This is a genomic window from Streptomyces sp. NPDC098101, assembly GCF_044760185.1.
GTDB lineage: Bacteria > Actinomycetota > Actinomycetes > Streptomycetales > Streptomycetaceae > Streptomyces.
The window spans coordinates 49,687-66,439 of record NZ_JBIWAS010000009.1 but is presented as its reverse complement, the minus strand read 5'-3'; the positions used below and the strand labels follow the sequence as shown (position 1 = coordinate 66,439).

Sequence of the window (16,753 nt, the reverse complement as noted above, 5' to 3'; positions counted from 1 at the left end):
GGTGCCCGTGACCGTCATAGACATTCCCGGCTCCAAGTCCGTCACCGCCCGCGCGCTCTTCCTCGCGGCCGCCGCCGAGGGCACCACCACCCTCCTGCGGCCCCTCGTCTCCGACGACACCGAGGGCTTCGCCGAAGGGCTCGCCGCCCTCGGCTACGCCGTCCGCCGCGAGCCCGGCGCCTGGCACATCGAGGGCAGGCCCGCCGGACCCGGAGCGGAGACCGCCGACGTCTACTGCCGCGACGGCGCCACCACCGCCCGCTTCCTGCCCACCCTCGCCGCCGCCGGCCACGGCACGTACCGCTTCGACGCCTCCGCCCAGATGCGCAGGCGCCCCCTCGGCCCGCTCACCACCGCCCTGCGCACCCTCGGCGTCGACCTCCGGCACGGCGGCGAGGAGGGCCACCACCCGCTCGACGTGCACGCCCGCGGCGTCAAGGGCGGCGCGCTCACCCTGGACGCCGGGCAGTCCTCCCAGTACCTCACCGCCCTGCTCCTGCTCGGCCCGCTCACCGCCGAGGGCCTCGACGTCACCGTCACCGACCTGGTCTCGGAGCCGTACGTCGAGATCACCCTCGCCATGATGCGGAGCTTCGGCGCCGAGGTCCGGCAGGAGGGCCGCACCTACCGCGTCGCCCCCACCGGCTACCGGGCCAGGACGTACGGCATCGAGCCCGACGCCTCCACCGCCAGCTACTTCTTCGCGGCCGCCGCCCTCGAACCCGGCCGCTCCGTCACCGTCCCCGGCCTCGGCACCGGCGCCCTCCAGGGCGACCTCGCCTTCGTCGACGTGCTGCGCCGCATGGGCGCCGACGTCGAGATCGGCGCGGACGCCACCACCGTCCGCTCCACCGGCACCCTGCGCGGGCTCACCGTCAACATGCGGGACATCTCCGACACCATGCCGACCCTCGCCGCGATCGCGCCGTTCGCCGACGGCCCGGTCCGCATCGAGGACGTCGCCAACACCCGGGTCAAGGAGTGCGACCGCCTCGACGCCTGCGCCGAGAACCTGCGGCGCCTCGGGATCACCGTCCGCACCGGCCCCGACTGGATCGAGATCCACCCCGGCACGCCCGCCGGACCGGTCGAGATCGCCACCCACGGCGACCACCGGATCGTCATGTCCTTCGCGGTCACCGCCCTGCGCACCCCCGGCGTCACCTTCGACGACCCCGGCTGCGTGAAGAAGACGTTCCCCGACTTCCACCGGGCCTTCGACACGTTCGTCCGCACCCCGTGAAGACCGCGCCGCGTTTGACGCAAGAATGGGGGGCATGACCGACCGCCCCTCACCCCTCGCCGACCCGCACGTCGCCTTCGACGTCTCCGAAGGACGCCGGGACATCGTCGTCCTCGGCTCGACCGGGTCCATCGGCACCCAGGCCATCGATCTGGTGCTGCGCAACCCCGACCGCTTCCGGGTCACCGCCCTGGCCGCCTCCGGCGGCCGGATCGGACTGCTCGCCGAGCAGGCGCACCGGCTGGGGGTCGCCGCGGTCGCGGTCGCCCGCGAGGAGGCGCTGCCCGAGCTGCGCGAGGCACTGAAGGCGCTGTACGGCTCCGAGCCCCTGCCGGAACTCCTGGCGGGGCCGGACGCCGCCACCCGGCTCGCCGCCTCCCCGTGCCACACCGTCCTCAACGGCATCACCGGCTCCATCGGCCTCGCGCCCACCCTCGCCGCCCTCGAAGCCGGCCGCACCCTCGCCCTCGCCAACAAGGAGTCGCTGATCGTCGGCGGCCCCCTGGTGAAGGCGCTGGCCCAGCCGGGCCAGATCATCCCGGTCGACTCCGAGCACGCGGCCCTCTTCCAGGCGCTCGCCGCCGGCACCCGCGCCGACGTCCGCAAGCTGGTCGTCACCGCCTCCGGCGGCCCCTTCCGCGGCCGTACGAGGGAGCAGCTGGCCCACGTCACCCGCGAGGACGCGCTCGCCCACCCCACCTGGGCCATGGGCCCGGTGATCACGGTGAACAGCGCGACCCTGGTCAACAAGGGCCTGGAGGTCATCGAGGCCCACCTGCTCTACGACATCCCCTTCGACCGCATCGAGGTCGTCGTCCACCCCCAGTCGTACGTCCACTCGATGGTCGAGTTCACGGACGGCTCCACGCTCGCGCAGGCCACCCCGCCCGACATGCGCGGCCCGATCGCCATCGGCATCGGCTGGCCCGAGCGGGTCCCGGACGCGGCTCCCGCCTTCGACTGGAGCAAGGCCTCCACCTGGGAGTTCTTCCCGCTCGACACCGAGGCCTTCCCGTCCGTCGGCCTGGCCCGGCACGTCGGCGAGCTGGGCGGCACCGCCCCCGCCGTCTTCAACGCCGCCAACGAGGAGTGCGTCGAGGCGTTCCTGGCCGGGCGGCTGCCGTTCAACGGCATCATGGACACGGTCACGGCGGTCGTGGCGGAGCACGGCGTTCCCGCCGCGGGAACCTCCCTCACCGTGCCGGACGTCCTCGAAGCGGAGACCTGGGCACGGGCCCGGGCCCGAGAGCTCGCAGCGAAGGCAACAGCGGAGGCCCGCGCATGAACGAAACGCTCCTGTACGTCCTGGGCATCGTGCTGTTCGCGTTCGGACTGCTCGTCTCCATCGCCTGGCACGAACTCGGCCACCTCTCCACGGCCAAGCTCTTCGGCATCCGCGTGCCGCAGTACATGGTCGGCTTCGGCCCCACGCTCTGGTCGAAGAAGCGCGGCGAGACCGAGTACGGCATCAAGGCCATCCCGGCCGGCGGCTACATCCGCATGATCGGCATGTTCCCGCCGGGCGACGACGGACGGATCGAGGCCCGCTCCACCTCGCCGTGGCGCTCCATGATCGAGGACGCCCGCGAGGCCTCGTACGAGGAGCTCCAGCCCGGCGACGAGACCCGGCTCTTCTACACGCGCAAGCCGTGGAAGCGCGTCATCGTGATGTTCGCCGGGCCGTTCATGAACCTGGTCCTGGCGGCGGCGCTGTTCTTCGGCTCGATGATGACGCTGGGCATCGAGGGCCAGACGACCGGGGTCGCCGGCGTCCAGAAGTGCGTCATCAAGCAGAGCGAGAAGCGCGAGAAGTGCGCGGCGGGCGACCCCGTCTCCCCGGCGTTCAAGGCCGGCCTGAAGGAGGGCGACCGGATCGTCGCCTTCAACGGCACCCCGGTGAATGACTGGGACACCCTCTCCGACCGCATCCGCGACACCATCGGCCCCGCCACGGTCACCGTCGAGCGGGCCGGGCAGCGGATCGACCTGCACCCCACCCTCGTCACCAACGAGGTGCCCCTGAAGGACGAGGACGGCCGGGTCGTCCAGCCGGTCGCCTACGGGCCCGCCGGCTACCTCGGCTTCGCCTCCAAGACCGAGGTCGCGCCCCTCACCTTCGGCGAGAGCGCCGACCGGATGACCGACCTCCTGGAGAACGGCGTCCACTCGGTCATCGCCCTCCCGGGCAAGATCCCCGGCCTGTGGGACGCCACCTTCGGCGACGGCGAGCGCGCCGACGACTCGCCCGTCGGCGTCCTCGGCGCCGCCCGGCTCACCGGTGAGCTGATGACCGTCGAGGCCCCGCCGGAGCGGATCCTCGTGTGGTTCATGAACATCCTGGTGATGTTCAACGTGTCACTCTTCCTCTTCAACATGCTCCCGCTGCTGCCGCTCGACGGCGGCCACATCGCGGGCGCCCTGTGGGAGTCCGTGCGCCGCCACACGGCACGGATCTTCAAGCGCCCCGACCCCGGCCCGTTCGACGTGGCCAGGCTGATGCCCGCCGCGTACGTGGTGGCCGGCGTCTTCGTCTGCTTCACCCTGCTCGTCCTCGCCGCCGACATCGTCAACCCGGTGAAGCTGACGTGAACCCCCGGAGGGCCGGACCCGGTGGTGTCCGGCCCTCCACCGCCGGGGCGGTAACCTCGGAGACCTGAGCCCGCCGACGCACAACCTTGAGGTTGCACAACAGATGACCGCGATTTCTCTCGGTATCCCTACCGTCCCGACCCGGCTCGCCGAGCGGCGCAAGAGCCGCAAGATCCAGGTCGGCACCGTGGCCGTCGGCGGTGACGCACCCGTCTCCGTGCAGTCGATGACCACCACTCGTACGTCCGACATCGGCGCCACGCTCCAGCAGATCGCCGAGCTGACGGCCTCCGGCTGCCAGATCGTGCGCGTGGCCTGCCCGACCCAGGACGACGCCGACGCCCTCTCGACGATCGCCCGGAAGTCCCAGATCCCGGTCATCGCCGACATCCACTTCCAGCCCAAGTACGTCTTCGCCGCGATCGACGCGGGCTGCGCGGCCGTCCGCGTCAACCCGGGCAACATCAAGCAGTTCGACGACAAGGTCAAGGAGATCGCGCGGGCCGCCAACGACGCGGGCACCCCGATCCGGATCGGCGTCAACGCCGGCTCCCTCGACGCGCGGCTCCTCAAGAAGTACGGCAAGGCCACCCCCGAGGCGCTCGTCGAGTCCGCCCTCTGGGAGGCGTCCCTCTTCGAGGAGCACGACTTCCGCGACATCAAGATCTCGGTCAAGCACAACGACCCGGTCGTCATGGTCGAGGCCTACCGCCAGCTCGCCGCCCAGTGCGACTACCCGCTGCACCTCGGCGTCACCGAGGCGGGCCCGGCCTTCCAGGGCACCATCAAGTCCGCCGTCGCCTTCGGCGCGCTGCTCTCCCAGGGCATCGGCGACACCATCCGCGTCTCGCTCTCCGCGCCCCCGGCCGAGGAGATCAAGGTCGGCATCCAGATCCTGGAGTCGCTGAACCTGCGCCAGCGGCGCCTGGAGATCGTCTCCTGCCCGTCCTGCGGCCGCGCCCAGGTCGACGTCTACAAGCTCGCCGAGGAGGTCACCGCCGGCCTCGACGGCATGACCGTCCCGCTGCGCGTCGCCGTCATGGGCTGCGTCGTCAACGGCCCCGGCGAGGCCCGCGAGGCCGACCTCGGCGTCGCCTCCGGCAACGGCAAGGGCCAGATCTTCGTCAAGGGCGAGGTCATCAAGACCGTGCCCGAGTCGAAGATCGTCGAGACCCTCATCGAGGAGGCGCTGAAGATCGCCGAGCAGATGGAGAAGGACGGCGTCGCCAGCGGCGAGCCGTCGGTCGCCGTCGCCGGCTGACGGCCCGGACCGCTTCCGGAAAGCACCCGGAAAGCACCCGCGAAGCCCTTGGAAAGCCCTTGGGAAGCCCCGCCGCCCGCTCCGGGAGGCGGGGCTTCCCGCTGCCGGAGGCGTGCCCCGGGGCCCTCCGGGTAAAGTGCGTGGAATCAGCGGAACCGCACGGTGAGGCCCCCTCGTGTTGACAGAGACCACCACTCGGGTCCTCGAACCCACCGACCTCGGCGCCGCCCTCGCCGTCCTGGAGAGCGCCCCCGTCGAGAACGCCTTCGTGACCGCCCGCGTCCAGCTCGCCGGGCTCGACCCCTGGCGCCTCGGCGGCGAGATGTGGGGCTGGTACAGCGAGGGACGTCTGCGCTCGCTCTGCTACTCGGGCGCCAACCTGGTCCCGATCTGCGCCACCCCCCAGGCCGTCCGCGCCTTCGCCGACCGGGCCCGCAGGACCGGCCGCCGCTGCTCCTCCATCGTCGGCCCCGCCGAGGCCACCACCGAGCTGTGGCGGCTCCTGGAGCCCAGCTGGGGCCCCGCCAGGGACGTCAGGGCCAACCAGCCCCTGATGGTCGCCGAGGAGCCCTCCACCACCGTCGAGCCCGACCCGCTGGTGCGCCGCGTCCGCAAGGACGAGATGGAGGTGATCATGCCCGCCTGCGTCGCCATGTTCACCGAGGAGGTCGGCGTCTCCCCGCTCGCCAACGACGGCGGCCTGCTCTACCAGGCCCGGGTCGCCGAACTCGTCGGCGCCGGCCGCTCCTTCGCCCGCGTCGAGGACGGCAAGGTCGTCTTCAAGGCCGAGATCGGCGCCGCCACCCGCCAGGCCTGCCAGATCCAGGGCGTCTGGGTCGCCCCCGAGCACCGCGGCAAGGGCCTCTCCGAGACCGGCATGGCCGCCGTCCTCCGGTACGCCCTGGCCGACGTCGCCCCCGTGGTCAGCCTGTACGTCAACGACTACAACACCCCCGCCAGGGCCGCGTACCGCCGCGTCGGCTTCCGGGAGACCGGGGCCTTCATGAGCGTGCTGTTCTGAGGGGCCCGGCCGCTTGTAAGGTGCGCCGCATGGATGACGCGGAGATCGTGATCGGACCGGTCGACCTCGCCGCCCGGGTGGACGAGGCCCTCGCCGTGCAGGCGGTCGCCTTCGGCCTGGACGCCGACGAGGTCGCCGTGCGCCGCCACATCGTGCTGCGCCACCTGCTCGCCCCCGGCGCCCGCGCCTACGGGGCCACCACCCCCGGCGGACGGCTCGTCGGCTTCGTGTACGGGATGCCCAACGACCGCTCCCACTGGTGGTCCACCGTCGTCGAGGCGTACCTGCGCACCACCGGCACCGCCGACTGGCTCGACGGCTCCTTCACCATCACCGAGCTCCACGTCCACCCCGACTTCCAGGGCCGGGGCGCGGGCCGCTCCCTGATCACCACCATCACCGACACGGCCGACGAGCCGCGCTCGATCCTCTCCGCGATCGACACCGAGAGCCCCGCCCGCGCCCTCTACCGCTCCCTCGGCTACCGGGACCTCGCCCGCCGGGTGCACTTCCCCAGCGCCCCCCGCCCGTACGCCGTGATGGGCGCCCCGCTGCCGCTGCCGCGCCGGAACTGATTTCCCGTCCCCGGGGCCGCCCGGCTAACCTCGGGCCCATCAACCGCAGTCCCGGCAGGAGTACGAGAACCATGGCCAACGCACCGGTCCAGCGCATGTCGAAGTTGATGGCGAAGACGCTGCGCGACGACCCGGCGGACGCCGAGGTCCTCAGTCACAAGCTCCTCGTCCGCGCGGGATACGTGCGCCGCACCGCCGCCGGCATCTGGAGCTGGCTGCCCCTCGGCAAGAAGGTCCTCTCCAACGTGGAGCGGATCGTCCGCGAGGAGATGGACGCCATCGGCGCCCAGGAGGTCTCCCTGCCGGCCCTGCTGCCCCGCGAGCCCTACGACGCGACCGGCCGCTGGGACGAGTACGGCGCGGAGCTCTTCCGCCTCCAGGACCGCAAGGGCGGCGACTACCTCCTCGGCCCCACCCACGAGGAGATCTTCACCCTCCTGGTGAAGGACCAGGCGTCCTCCTACAAGGACCTGCCGGTCATCCTCTACCAGATCCAGAACAAGTTCCGCGACGAGGCCCGCCCCCGCGCCGGCATCCTGCGCGGCCGCGAGTTCCTCATGAAGGACTCGTACTCCTTCGACACCGAGGACGAGGGCCTCGCCCACGCGTACGCCCTGCACCGCCAGGCCTACCAGCGGGTCTTCGAGCGCCTCGGCCTCGACTACCGCATCTGCGCCGCCACGGCGGGCGCGATGGGCGGCTCGAAGTCCGAGGAGTTCCTCGCCCCGGCCGAGGCCGGCGAGGACACCTTCGCCGACTGCCCGAACTGCGACTTCGCCGCCAACACCGAGGCGGTCTCCTTCGCGCTGACGGCCGTGGACGGCTCCGCCGTGCCCGCCGCCGAGGAGATCCCCACCCCGGACACCCCGACCATCGAGACCCTCGCGGCCTCCCTCGGCGTCCCGGCCTCCGCCACCCTCAAGAACCTCCTGGTGAAGGTCGACGGCGAGATCGTCGCCGTGGGCGTCCCCGGCGACCGCGAGGTCGACCTCGGCAAGGTCGAGGCGCACTTCGCGCCGACCGCCGTCGAGATGGTCACCGAGACCGACTTCGCCGCCCGCCCCGACCTCGTGCGCGGCTACGTCGGCCCGCAGGGCCTCGACAAGGTCACGTACCTCGCGGACCCGCGCGTGGCCCCGGGCACGGCCTGGATCACGGGTGCCAACAAGGAGCACACCCACGCGAAGAACGTGGTCGCCGGGCGCGACTTCGAGGTCACCGAGTACGTCGACGTGGTCGTCGTCGAGGAGGGCGACCCCTGCCCGAAGTGCGGCACCGGCCTCAAGCTGGACCGCGCCATCGAGATCGGCCACATCTTCCAGCTGGGCCGCAAGTACGCCGACGCCCTCAAGCTCGACGTCCTCGGCCAGAACGGCAAGCCGGTCCGCGTGACCATGGGCTCCTACGGCATCGGCGTCTCGCGCGCCGTGGCCGCGCTCGCCGAGCAGACCGCCGACGAGAAGGGCCTGTGCTGGCCCGCCGAGGTCGCCCCGGCCGACGTCCACGTGGTCGCCGCCGGCAAGGCCCTCCAGATCGAGCTGGCCCTGGAGGTCTCCGACAAGCTGTCCGCCGCGGGCCTGCGCGTCCTGGTCGACGACCGCGCGGGCGTCTCCCCGGGCGTCAAGTTCACCGACGCGGAGCTGATCGGCGTCCCGAAGATCCTCGTCGCGGGCCGCCGCTCCGGCGAGGGCGTCGTGGAGCTGAAGGACCGCCGCACGGGCGAGCGCGAGGAGCTGACGGTGGACGAGGCGATCGCCCGCCTGACCGCCTGATCACGCCGTACGCGACGGCCCCGCCCCCTGCGCAGGGGGCGGGGCCGTCGCGGTGTTCCTCAGTCCTCCCGGGGCGCGGGCTCCACCGACGTGCCCGTCAGGTCCTCGATGGCGTCCTCCGCCGCCGCCCGGCTCCTCGGGTACGCGTCGCCGAGCAGCGGCGGTATCTCCACCTCCGCGCCCCGGTGCGCCGTGTGCGCCGCGCCCGGCTTGGCGTCCGGGGTCGCGCGCTCCAGGAAGCGGAGCAGCTCCACCGGGAACGGCAGCACCAGCGTGGAGTTCTTCTCGGCGGCCACCGCCACCACCGTCTGCAGCAGCCGCAGCTGGAGCGCCGCCGGCTGGTCGGACATCATCGCCGCCGCCTCGGACAGCTTCTTCGACGCCTGGAGCTCCGCGTCCGCGTTGATCACCCGCGCCCGCCGCTCCCGGTCCGCCTCCGCCTGCCGGGCCATCGACCGCTTCATGGTCTCCGGCAGCGACACGTCCTTGATCTCGACCCGGTCGATGGCGACGCCCCACCCCATCGCCGGGCTGTCGAGCATCAGCTCCAGGCCCTGATTGAGCTTCTCCCGGTTGGACAGCAGGTCGTCGAGGTCGCTCTTGCCGATGATCGACCGCAGCGAGGTCTGCGCCATCTGCGAGACCGCGAACCGGTAGTCCTCCACCCGTACGAGGGCGTCCGCCGGGTCGACCACCTTGAAGTACACGACCGCGTCCACCCGGACCGTCACGTTGTCCCGGGTGATGCCCTCCTGCGCGGGCACCGGCATCGTGACGATCTGCATGTTCACCTTGTGCATCCGGTCGACCACCGGAACGATCATCGTGAACCCGGGGGAGCGCACCCGGCCGCGCAGCCGGCCGAAACGGAAGACGACCCCGCGCTCGTACTGCTTGACCACCCGCGCCGCCGCGCCCGCGTACACCGCCGCCGCCGCGCCCGTGGCGCCCACCGCCATGAGCAGCTCTTCGATCATCACGGCCCCCTGGAGTCGGGCCGAACGCCGATGCCCGGCTGCCCGGCGAACGGTACAAAAGGGGTATTCCCCTCCAGTCCGCCCGTGAACAGTCCGTCTGCGAACAGCCCGTCCGCGCCCTTACAGCCAGCCCGCGAACTCCAGGAGCAGCTCCGCGTCCTGCCGCCGCCCCGCCGTCAGCGCCCGCGTCCCCGACTCCACCGCGCGGAACAGGGTCCAGCCCCGCAGCCGCTCCCGGTCCAGGTCCAGGGAGTCCGCCAGCTTGTTCACCCGCCGCCGGGCCGCCGAGGCGCCCGCCGAGGCCGCCACCAGGTCCTCCACCCGGTCCCGCACCAGCCGGGCCAGGTCGTAGGCCCGCTCGCCGACCAGTGGCTCGGGCCCCACGGCCAGCCAGGGCGCCCGGTCGCCGGCCAGGACCTTGCCCTGCCGGAAGTTGCCGTGCAGGAGCGCCGTCTCGGCCTCCCCGGCCACCAGCTCCTCGCGCGCCGCGAGCGCCGCCGCCGTCAGCCCGCCCGCCACCGGGTCGGACCGGTACGGCTCCATCGCCTCCGCCTGCCGGGCCGTCCGCACGGCCACCGACTCGAAGCCGTGCTCCGCCGGGGGCTCGACCCACAGCTTCCGCACGGTCCCGGCCGCCTCCAGGAGCGCCTTCGCCTCCGGCAGGGAGCGCAGGGACACCTCGGGGTGGAGCCGTTCGAGCAGGATCTCCTGACCGGTGCCTCCGAGCAGCCGCACCGCGCCCCAGCCGTTCCAGTGGGCGAGCGCCTCCCGCTCCCGGTCGGGCCGGGCGAACGGCGGCGCCACCTTGAGCGCGGCGGGGGAGCCGTCGGGCCGCCGGACGAGCACCACCAGGCTGCTCCGCCCGCCGGGGGCCATCACCCGCCCGGCCTCCAGGGAGCCCCGGTCGAGCGCGGTCCGCGCCCGCTCCGGCAGCTGCCCGAGCCACTCGGCCGCGAGGGCCTCCCCGTACGTCTCACCGAGCGTCCGGACGAGTCGCTGCGGTGGTTCGAAAGCCATGCGTACGCTGTTCCATTCGGTCGGGGCGGGGCTCAGGCCCGCTCGGCGAGCCCAGGAAAGGTTACGTCGCCGCCGCGCCAGCGCACGGCGCGTACCGCCGCCTCCCTGAGCGCGGCGGCCGCCTCCCGCCGGGCCGGGCCCTCGGTGGCCCGCACCAGGTCGGAGTAGACGCCCGCCACCCGGTCCTCCAGGACGGCGGCGAGCCGCACCGCGTCCGCCGGGTCCGTCACCCGGAACGGCAGCGCGTACGCGGCGGCCGCCACCACCGGCGCGCCACCGAGGTCCCGCACCGCGCGGCGCAGCACCTCCCGGCGGGCCCGGTGGGCCTCGTACGCCGCCGTGGCCTCCGCCCGGCGCTCCGCGCCGATCCGGCCGCCGACGGCCCCGTACCCGTACACGGCCGCGTGCTCGGCGGCCAGCGCGGCCTGGGTGGCGTCGAGGGCGCTCACGCGCGGGCTCCTTCGCTCAGCAGGTAGGCGTGGACGGCGCCCGAGGCCGCCACCGAGGCGAGCAGCCGGGCGTACTCGGGCGGGGCGGCGAGCAGCGCGTCCGCGTGTCCGTCGGAGGAGGTCCGCTCGGCCGCCGCCAGCTCCTTGAGCGCCGTCGCGGGGTCGGACGCGACCGGGACGGGCGCGGGGGAGGGCGTGGGGCGCGCGGAGGCGGAGGGCGTCGGGGAGGCCGCGGCGGGCTCCACCGCGCCCGTGCCGCCCTCGCCGAGCGCCTTCACGTGCGCCGCCACCGAGCGCCGCAGCGGGGCCAGCCGGGGCGCCAGGGCGGGGTGCGCGGCGAGCACCGCGTCGTACCGTTCGAGCAGTCCGCGCGCGACCGTCACCGAGCGTGCCCGCAGCGCCGCCTCGGCGCGCGCCACCCGTTCGGCCTCCCGCTCGGCGGCGCTCGGCCGCCGGGGCCCCTCCTCACCGGAGGTACAGCCCACCAGGGCCGTCGCCCCGGCGGCCGCCCCCGCCGCGAGGAGCGCGCGTCTGCCCGTCGTCGTCACGCCTTCTCCCTCGGCCGCCGTCCACCGTCGAGGATCCGTACGCATCGGAAGACCGTTCGGATCACCGCAGGCGAGCGTACCCGCGGGCCCCCGGGCGATGGACGGCAACACCCTCCCGGACCGGATACCCTTTGGTCTGACACGCGACGACACACAACAGCACACGCGGCCGAGGAGTCACCCGGATGAGCACCACCCAGAGCGACAGGCTGCGCGGACTCGTCGAGCCGCTCGTCCGCGCAAAGGACCTGGATCTGGAAGAGATCGAGGTGTCCCGGGCGGGCCGCCGCGGACTGCTGAGGATCGTCGTCGACTCGGACGAGGGCGTGGAGCTGGACGCCTGCGCCGAGCTGAGCCGCGCGATCTCCGAGAAGCTGGACGAGACCGACGCGATGGGCGAGGGCGAGTACGTCCTCGAAGTCAGTTCCCCCGGCGCCGACCGCCCCCTCACCGAGCACCGCCACTACGTGCGCGCCACCGGCCGGCTCGTCCGGCTCCAGCTGGCCGACGACGGCGAGCTGGTCGCCCGGATCCTCGCCGTGGACGAGGACGGCCTCGACCTCGAAGTGCCGGGCGTGAAGGGGCGCAGGCCCACCGCCCGCCGGGTCGAGTTCGCCGACGTCTCCAAGGCGCGTGTCGAGATCGAGTTCAACCGCAAGGACAAGAAGGAAGAGGAGGCGTAGCCGTGGACATCGACGTGAAGCTTCTCAAGGGCTTGGCGCATGAGAAGGAGATCTCCTTCGACCTGCTGGTCGAGGCGATCGAGTCGGCCCTCCTCATCGCCTACCACCGCACCCCCGACGCCCGCCGCCACGCGCGCGTGGAGCTGGACCGGCACACCGGCCACGTGACCGTCTGGGCCAAGGAGGACCCCTCCGAGCTGGAGGAGGGCCAGGAGCCCAAGGACTTCGACGACACCCCCTCCGACTTCGGCCGGATCGCGGCGAGCACCGCCCGCCAGGTGATCCAGCAGCGGCTGCGGGACGCCGAGAACGACGTGACCTTCGGCGAGTACGCGCGCCGCGAGGGCGACGTCGTCGCCGGTGTCGTGCAGCAGGGCAAGGACCCGAAGAACGTCCTGGTCAAGCTGGACGACAAGCTGGAGGCCATCCTCCCGGTCCAGGAGCAGGTGCCGGGCGAGGAGTACACCCACGGCCTGCGCCTGCGGACGTACGTCGTCCGGGTCGCCAAGGGCGTCCGCGGCCCCTCCGTCACCCTGTCGCGCACCCACCCCAACCTGGTGAAGAAGCTCTTCGCCCTGGAGGTGCCGGAGATCGCGGACGGCTCGGTCGAGATCTCGGCCATCGCCCGCGAGGCCGGCCACCGCACCAAGATCGCCGTCCGCGCCACCCGTTCGGGCCTGAACCCCAAGGGCGCCTGCATCGGCCCGATGGGCAGCCGCGTCCGCAACGTGATGGCGGAGCTGCTCGGCGAGAAGATCGACATCGTCGACTGGTCGGACGACCCGGCCGAGATGGTGGCGAACGCGCTCTCCCCGGCCCGGGTCTCCAAGGTCGAGATCGTCGACCTGGCCGCCCGCTCGGCCCGGGTGACGGTGCCGGACTACCAGCTCTCCCTGGCGATCGGCAAGGAGGGCCAGAACGCCCGCCTCGCCGCCCGGCTCACCGGCTGGCGGATCGACATCCGTCCGGACACCGAGCAGACGGACCAGGACGACCGGGCCTGAGACCGTTTTTGGCCAACGACTGTTCGATTCTTGCCCCGAACGGGCGGGGTCGGTACGGGGAGGTAGACTTAATCGTGTCTGGCCGGACGCACGCCCGCGTGTGCCCTGAGCGAACCTGTGTGGGATGCCGGGAGCGAGCGGCCAAGAGCGATCTGCTGCGGATCGTGGTGAATAAGGACGAGTGCGTTCCGGATCATCGCGGTACGCTGCCCGGCCGGGGTGCGTACCTGCACCCCGCCGTGGTCTGCCTCGATCTGGCGGTCCGCCGCCGAGCGTTCCCGAGGGCCTTCAGGGTCCAGGGCCCGCTCGACACCGCGGCACTCCGCCACCACGTCGAGCGATCGGCACAGCAGTGAAGAAGTACGGCACGGAACACCGTGCGGTCAGGTACCTCGCGAGTTGGAAGTAGGTCGAGATTGCGATGAGCACTCGATGAGTACGCGATGAGTACGCCCATGAAGTAGCGACGGTCCGGCGGTAACCGGACCTCAAAGGAGCGAAGTGGCTAAGGTCCGGGTATACGAACTCGCCAAGGAGTTCGGCGTGGAGAGCAAGGTCGTCATGGCCAAGCTCCAAGAACTCGGTGAATTCGTCCGTTCGGCGTCCTCGACGATCGAGGCGCCGGTCGTGCGCAAGTTGACTGACGCTTTGCAGGGTCCCGGCGGCAACGCCGGCAAGACCGCTGCCAAGCCCGGCGCGCCCCGCAAGGCGACGCCCACCCCCGCCGCGCCGAAGCCGGCGCAGGCGTCCCCCGCGCCGTCCCCGGCGCAGACGGCTCGACCCGCCGCCCCGAAGCCTGGCGCGCCCACCCCGGCGCCCAAGCCCGCGGCCGCGGAGAAGCCCTCGACCCCGGCCCCCGCCGGCGGTCGTCCCACTCCGGGTCCGAAGCCCCCGGCCGCGCCGAAGCCGGCGCCGGCCTCCCCGGCTCCGACGACCCCGGAGTTCACCGCGCCTCCGGCGGCCCCGGCCGCCCAGCAGCAGCGTCCCGCCGGCGCGACCCCGGGCCCCCGCCCGGCCGCCCGTCCGGGCCAGCAGGCGCCCCGCCCGCAGGGCCAGGGCGCTCCGCGCCCCGGCGGCCAGCAGGCCCCCCGTCCGGGCGGTGCCCGTCCGGCCGGTCCCCGTCCGGGCAACAACCCGTTCACCTCGGGCGGCTCCACCGGCATGGCGCGTCCGCAGTCGCCGCGTCCCGGTGGCGGTGCCCCGCGTCCCGGCGGCCCCGGTGCCGTTCCGGGCGCCCCGCGTCCGCAGGGCGGCCCCGGCGGCGCCCCGCGTCCGCAGGGTCAGGGCGGCGCCCGTCCGACCCCGGGCGGTATGCCCCGTCCGCAGGCTCCCCGTCCGGGCGGCGCGCCCGGCGGCAACCGTCCGAACCCGGGCATGATGCCGCAGCGTCCCGCTGCCGGCCCGCGTCCCGGCCCCGGCGGTCGTGGTCCCGGTGGCCCCGGCGGCCGTCCGGGTGGTCCCGGCGGTGGCGGCGGCGGTCGTCCCGGCTTCGCCGGTCGTCCGGCCGGTCCCGGCGGTGGCGGCGGCGGCTTCGCCGGCCGTCCCGGTGGTCCCGGTGGCGGCGGCGGTCGTCCGGGTGGTCCCGGCGGTGGCGGCGGCTTCGGCGGTCGTCCCGGCGGCTTCGGCGGTCGTCCCGGTGGTCCCGGTGGCCGTGGTGGCACGCAGGGCGCCTTCGGCCGTCCCGGCGGTCCCGCGCGTCGCGGTCGCAAGTCGAAGCGTCAGAGGCGCCAGGAGTACGAGGCCATGCAGGCCCCGTCCGTGGGCGGCGTGATGCTTCCCCGCGGTGGCGGCGAGGTCATCCGCCTGTCGCGCGGTGCGTCCCTCACCGACTTCGCCGAGAAGATCGGCGCCAACCCGGCGTCGCTCGTCGCGGTGATGATGAACCTCGGCGAGATGGTCACGGCCACGCAGTCCGTCTCCGACGACACGCTGCAGATGCTCGGCGACGAGATGAACTACACCGTTCAGATCGTCAGCCCCGAGGAGGAGGACCGCGAGCTCCTCGAGTCCTTCGACATCGAGTTCGGCGAGGACGAGGGCGGCGAAGAGGCCCTGGTCTCCCGTCCGCCGGTCGTCACCGTCATGGGTCACGTCGACCACGGAAAGACCCGACTGCTCGACGCGATCCGCAAGACGAACGTCGTCGCGGGCGAGGCCGGTGGCATCACCCAGCACATCGGCGCCTACCAGGTGGGCACCGAGGTCAACGGCGAAGAGCGTCGCATCACCTTCATCGACACCCCGGGTCACGAGGCGTTCACCGCCATGCGTGCCCGTGGTGCGAAGTCGACCGACATCGCGATCCTCGTGGTCGCGGCCAACGACGGCGTCATGCCGCAGACGATCGAGGCGCTCAACCACGCCAAGGCCGCCGGCGTCCCGATCGTCGTCGCGGTCAACAAGATCGACGTCGAGGGCGCGGACCCGACCAAGGTCCGCGGTCAGCTGACCGAGTTCGGTCTGGTGGCCGAGGAGTACGGCGGCGACACGATGTTCGTCGACATCTCCGCCAAGCAGGGTCTGCACATCGACTCCCTGCTCGAGGCCGTCGTCCTCACCGCCGACGCCTCGCTCGACCTGCGGGCCAACCCGAACCAGGACGCGCAGGGCATCGCGATCGAGTCCCACCTCGACCGCGGCCGCGGTGCGGTCTCGACCGTCCTGGTCCAGCGCGGAACGCTGCGCATCGGCGACACCGTGGTGGTCGGCGACGCGTACGGCCGCGTCCGGGCGATGCTCGACGACAAGGGCAACAACGTCGAGGAGGCGGCCCCGTCGACTCCCGTCCTGGTGCTCGGTCTCACCAACGTGCCGGGTGCCGGCGACAACCTCCTGGTGGTCGACGAGGACCGTACGGCGCGTCAGATCGCCGAGAAGCGCGCGGCGCGCGAGCGCAACGCGGCCTTCGCCAAGCGCGTCCGCCGGGTGTCCCTCGAGGACCTCGACAAGGTGCTCAAGGCCGGTCTCGTCCAGGAACTCAACCTCATCATCAAGGGCGACGCGTCCGGTGCGGTCGAGGCCCTGGAGGCCTCGCTGCTCCAGCTCGACGTCGGCGAAGAGGTCGACATCCGCGTCCTGCACCGCGGTGTGGGTGCGGTCACGGAGTCGGACATCGACCTGGCCATGGGCTCCGACGCCATCGTCATCGGCTACAACGTCCGCGCGGCCGGCCGTGCCGCGCAGATGGCGGAGCGCGAGGGCGTCGACGTCCGGTACTACTCGGTCATCTACCAGGCGATCGAGGAGATCGAGGCGGCGCTCAAGGGCCTCCTCAAGCCGGAGTACGAAGAGGTCGAGCTCGGTACGGCGGAGATCCGCGAGGTCTTCCGCTCGTCCAAGCTGGGCAACATCGCCGGTGTCCTCATCCGCTCCGGCGAGGTCAAGCGCAACACCAAGGCGCGCCTCGTCCGCGACGGCAAGGTCATCGCCGAGGACCTCACGATCCACGGTCTGCGCCGCTTCAAGGACGACGTCACCGAGATCCGCGAAGGCTTCGAGGGCGGTATCAACCTCGGAAACTTCAACGACATCAAGATCGACGACGTCATCGCGACGTACGAGATGCGCGAGAAGCCGCGCGCCTGATCGCGTCCGATCGCAGCAGTGAGCCGGGG

15 protein-coding genes are annotated in these 16,753 nt (G+C 72.8%); 11 read left to right on the top strand and 4 right to left on the bottom strand.

All coding sequences use genetic code 11. The features are described 5' to 3' along the window. Positions 1-7: 7 nt before the first annotated feature. The 7 genes from aroA to ACIQVI_RS30550 all read left to right on the top strand — a co-directional run bounded on the left by aroA (position 8) and on the right by ACIQVI_RS30550 (position 8,461). A complete protein-coding gene (gene aroA / locus ACIQVI_RS30580; protein WP_403601748.1) occupies positions 8-1,243 on the top strand; it encodes a 3-phosphoshikimate 1-carboxyvinyltransferase in 1,236 nt (411 codons plus the stop codon). Between the two features lie 34 nt (positions 1,244-1,277). Beyond that, entirely contained in the window at positions 1,278-2,528 is a 1,251-nt protein-coding gene (gene dxr / locus ACIQVI_RS30575; protein ID WP_351972365.1) for a 1-deoxy-D-xylulose-5-phosphate reductoisomerase, read from the top strand. After that, on the top strand, positions 2,525-3,832 hold the full coding sequence (locus ACIQVI_RS30570) for a M50 family metallopeptidase (RefSeq protein WP_403601744.1): 1,308 nt from the start codon (positions 2,525-2,527) through the stop codon (positions 3,830-3,832). The genes dxr and ACIQVI_RS30570 overlap by 4 nt, the downstream gene beginning before the upstream one ends. A gap of 103 nt (positions 3,833-3,935) precedes the next feature. Beyond that, positions 3,936-5,093, top strand: a complete 1,158-nt coding sequence (gene ispG, locus ACIQVI_RS30565; RefSeq protein ID WP_053643365.1) for a flavodoxin-dependent (E)-4-hydroxy-3-methylbut-2-enyl-diphosphate synthase — start codon at positions 3,936-3,938, stop codon at positions 5,091-5,093. 175 nt (positions 5,094-5,268) lie between these two features. Then, the gene (locus ACIQVI_RS30560) at positions 5,269-6,114 is read left to right on the top strand and encodes a GNAT family N-acetyltransferase (protein ID WP_343308307.1); all 846 of its coding nucleotides are present in this window, start codon (positions 5,269-5,271) and stop codon (positions 6,112-6,114) included. Positions 6,115-6,143: 29 nt separating this feature from the next. Then, positions 6,144-6,689, top strand: a complete 546-nt coding sequence (locus tag ACIQVI_RS30555) for a GNAT family N-acetyltransferase (RefSeq protein WP_351972363.1) — start codon at positions 6,144-6,146, stop codon at positions 6,687-6,689. A gap of 71 nt (positions 6,690-6,760) precedes the next feature. Continuing rightward, positions 6,761-8,461, top strand: coding sequence for a proline--tRNA ligase (locus ACIQVI_RS30550; RefSeq protein ID WP_403601739.1), 1,701 nt, complete (start codon positions 6,761-6,763; stop codon positions 8,459-8,461). Between the two features lie 59 nt (positions 8,462-8,520). Here the strand turns inward: ACIQVI_RS30550 and ACIQVI_RS30545 are convergent, their stop codons facing one another. The 4 genes from ACIQVI_RS30545 to ACIQVI_RS30530 form a co-directional block, all read right to left on the bottom strand. Continuing rightward, entirely contained in the window at positions 8,521-9,438 is a 918-nt protein-coding gene (locus ACIQVI_RS30545; protein WP_403601736.1) for a slipin family protein, read from the bottom strand. A 120-nt stretch (positions 9,439-9,558) separates the two neighbouring features. Further along, entirely contained in the window at positions 9,559-10,455 is an 897-nt protein-coding gene (locus ACIQVI_RS30540) for an aminoglycoside phosphotransferase family protein (protein WP_351972360.1), read from the bottom strand. A gap of 32 nt (positions 10,456-10,487) precedes the next feature. Continuing rightward, positions 10,488-10,904, bottom strand: a complete 417-nt coding sequence (locus tag ACIQVI_RS30535) for a ferritin-like domain-containing protein (RefSeq protein WP_351972359.1) — start codon at positions 10,902-10,904, stop codon at positions 10,488-10,490. Beyond that, complete coding sequence (locus tag ACIQVI_RS30530) at positions 10,901-11,452, bottom strand: hypothetical protein (protein WP_351972358.1); 552 nt, start codon at positions 11,450-11,452, stop codon at positions 10,901-10,903. Before ACIQVI_RS30530 ends, ACIQVI_RS30535 begins: the two co-directional genes overlap by 4 nt. A gap of 185 nt (positions 11,453-11,637) precedes the next feature. Here ACIQVI_RS30530 and rimP point away from each other — a divergent pair, with 185 nt between their 5' ends. The 4 genes from rimP (at position 11,638) to infB (ending at position 16,724) form a co-directional block, all read left to right on the top strand. After that, the gene (gene rimP, locus ACIQVI_RS30525) at positions 11,638-12,135 is read left to right on the top strand and encodes a ribosome maturation factor RimP (protein ID WP_351972357.1); all 498 of its coding nucleotides are present in this window, start codon (positions 11,638-11,640) and stop codon (positions 12,133-12,135) included. A gap of 2 nt (positions 12,136-12,137) precedes the next feature. Further along, entirely contained in the window at positions 12,138-13,139 is a 1,002-nt protein-coding gene (gene nusA, locus ACIQVI_RS30520) for a transcription termination factor NusA (RefSeq protein ID WP_121833982.1), read from the top strand. A 74-nt stretch (positions 13,140-13,213) separates the two neighbouring features. Beyond that, positions 13,214-13,495, top strand: a complete 282-nt coding sequence (locus ACIQVI_RS30515) for a YlxR family protein (RefSeq protein WP_078489512.1) — start codon at positions 13,214-13,216, stop codon at positions 13,493-13,495. 145 nt (positions 13,496-13,640) lie between these two features. Further along, a complete protein-coding gene (gene infB / locus ACIQVI_RS30510; RefSeq protein WP_403601730.1) occupies positions 13,641-16,724 on the top strand; it encodes a translation initiation factor IF-2 in 3,084 nt (1,027 codons plus the stop codon). Positions 16,725-16,753: the final 29 nt, after the last annotated feature.